The sequence below is a fragment of the Planctomycetota bacterium genome, from assembly GCA_038746835.1.
Lineage (GTDB): Bacteria > Planctomycetota > Phycisphaerae > Tepidisphaerales > Tepidisphaeraceae > JBCDKH01.
In genome coordinates this window covers 1-2,292 of the sequence record JBCDKH010000309.1, presented here as the reverse complement: position 1 = coordinate 2,292, position 2,292 = coordinate 1, and the positions used below count along the sequence as shown (strand labels likewise).

The window sequence follows — 2,292 nt, the reverse complement described above, 5'->3', positions numbered from 1 at the left end:
CGCTGCCAACGTCGGATCGACGCCCCCGATGAACTGTGCGACAAACTTCGCCGCCGCCGTCAGGAAAAACGTCACCATCAGCACAGTGATGACGAGGTACGTCAGCGCGGCGGTGTACCGGGCGACCTTGCCCTGTTCGCCCTGGCCGAAGCGGAGCACCATCCACTCGGCCGTCGTCGTCACCTGGCTGCGGCGGTGCCACTTGCCCATGAACGCCAGCCACACCGCGATCGGCAGCACGACGCCGCCACGCATCTCGACGAAAAATCCCTGAATACCGAACTGATAAACCAGCGCGATGATCGTGACCGTGCCGGCGACATCGAGGTTGCTCGACATGCCGCTGGCTCCGAGCGCCCACCACGGCGTGCCGCGATTGGCCAAGAAGTAGTCGTCGCCGCTGCGTCCAGCGCGTTTCGTCAGGACGGCCCCGATGGTGAGCAGTCCGAGCAGGTACCCGGCGATGACGATGTAGTCGAGCGGTTGCATGCTCGCGCAACTTTAACGAGGGGTGCGACACCTTGCCCCGGACGTCCTCTCGACATCCTGCTGTCGCTTGGTACTTTGCAGTGTCAGCAGCAGCAACAGACGGCCCGGCGCGTGATTCGGGTGGGGTGTTGCAAGTGGTTCAGTAGAGAGAAAGACAGTTCCGTGGCAGTCCCAACCCATCTCGACGGCAAGAAACTCACCCCTCGCGAACGCCTGGCTCTGGCCCAGGCTGCCAAGGGCGGTTTGAAACAAAAGAGGAACAAGGGCAAGTCTTCCGACGCCATCCGAGCCCGGGAAAACACCGACGTCGGCCGCTTCATCCTCGGCACCTCGCTGGCCAGCGTGGCAGCGATCATCGGCGTGGTGATTTGGCTCGTCATCCTCGTCCTCACGCAGCGCGAAGGCGGTCTTGTCGCCTGGGGCCTGGGAGCACTTGTCGGCGGAGGCATGCTCCTTGGCTACGGCAGGACCTCAACGACTGCTGGTATCGTCGCTGGCGGGATCGCACTGCTGATGATCATCTGCACAAAAGCTGTCCCAGCTACCTTGATCGCGCTTGGAGCAGGTCTTCTCAATTCGGTGGCGCAAACAAGCAATGTCAGTTACGATCCCAACTTCGCCCGGGCGGATCTGCCGTGGATGATGGTCGACGACGTCCACGCCGAAGCGGGTCGTGACTTCAATGACACAACGTGGGATGAGGACGAGGCAGCCAGGGTCGAGGCCGAAGCGCTGGTCGCCGACATTCCCGACGAGGAACTTGAGCTTTACTGGAAGCGTCAGCACTTAGCAGAACTGCGTTTCACAGACGCTCGCTCGATTTCGATGGACGACCTGACGTCGGAGGTCGAGGATTTGCCGCGCGTTCCCTACGCAGAGATTCAAAGCGACTGCAACGGGATGACGCTGGCATCGCTTGACGCAGAGATCGCCGCCTGGCAACCACCTTCGAGCGGCATCACGTTCGGCTCTGCTTTCGCAGCCATGTTCTCGCCTTGGGACATCCTCTGGTCGCTGCTCGCCGTCGCGACGGCGTTCAAGCTCGCGTTCGGAGATGGGAACTGAGGACGGATTCGAGACAGTCGGTCCGAAGATCGGATGCGGTTGGTTGACAGAAGCTGATCGATGGAAGCTCCGGGGCTCTGCAAGTGCTCCGGGGCATCGCTTCTCTCAGCCCACGGCTTCCTGGTTCGTGACGCTGACTACCGCTCGTCCCGAAAAGTCCAGACGAGCGCGTCAGAGCCTTGTCGGTCGCGGATGTAGCGGAACGTCGCCAACTGGTGATCGCGGGTGCGAACGGTCTTGGTGCCCATGCCACCTGCCCAAATCGGACGTTGGATTGCGGAGCTGCAGACGTAACTCATCCGCTGTTTCAGTTTGGCAACGACCGCATTGGTCTCGGCGTGGCCATTCGGTGCCGACGTCAGGATGTGCAAGTGCGTTGGCGCGACCGACGCCGCGAGTGGTTCGACTTTGAGCAAACGAAGCTTTGCCGGAATGACGCCGAGCACCGCAACTTGAGACTCCCGATCGAGACGGATCGCTTCTCGGCTTCGAGCTCGGTGGAAGTTGCGTGTCGTCGCATGTTCCCCGGGCGGAGGCGGGGCTTTGTAATCACCGGACGAGTGGAGACGGTGCCCTCGACTCCGGAATCCGCGCGAGTCGCCGTGCAACCAAGACCCGCGTGTGTGCAGGATCAGGTGCACCCACCTCTGGTCGTCGGGTAGCACGATCTCCTTCATATCCGGACCGTATCGGAAGCCGTGGGTTGAGCGAAGCGATGCCCCGGAGCGTGACCTGTTG

The 2,292-nt window shown here is 62.0% G+C and carries 3 protein-coding genes; 1 reads left to right on the top strand and 2 read right to left on the bottom strand.

What is annotated here, in order from left to right; translation table 11 throughout:
• On the bottom strand, window positions 1–489 hold a 489-nt coding region (locus AAGI46_16930; protein MEM1013892.1), incomplete at its 3' end, for a sodium:solute symporter.
• Here AAGI46_16930 and AAGI46_16925 point away from each other — a divergent pair.
• Window positions 484–1,554 (top strand): hypothetical protein, encoded by a 1,071-nt coding sequence (locus AAGI46_16925; GenBank protein MEM1013891.1) that lies wholly within the window; start codon window positions 484–486, stop codon window positions 1,552–1,554. The two genes, AAGI46_16930 and AAGI46_16925, sit on opposite strands and share 6 nt — an antisense overlap.
• A 137-nt stretch (window positions 1,555–1,691) precedes the next feature.
• Here the strand turns inward: AAGI46_16925 and AAGI46_16920 are convergent, their stop codons facing one another.
• A complete protein-coding gene (locus tag AAGI46_16920; GenBank protein ID MEM1013890.1) occupies window positions 1,692–2,000 on the bottom strand; it encodes a hypothetical protein in 309 nt (102 codons plus the stop codon).
• Between the last annotated feature and the right edge of the window lie 292 nt (window positions 2,001–2,292).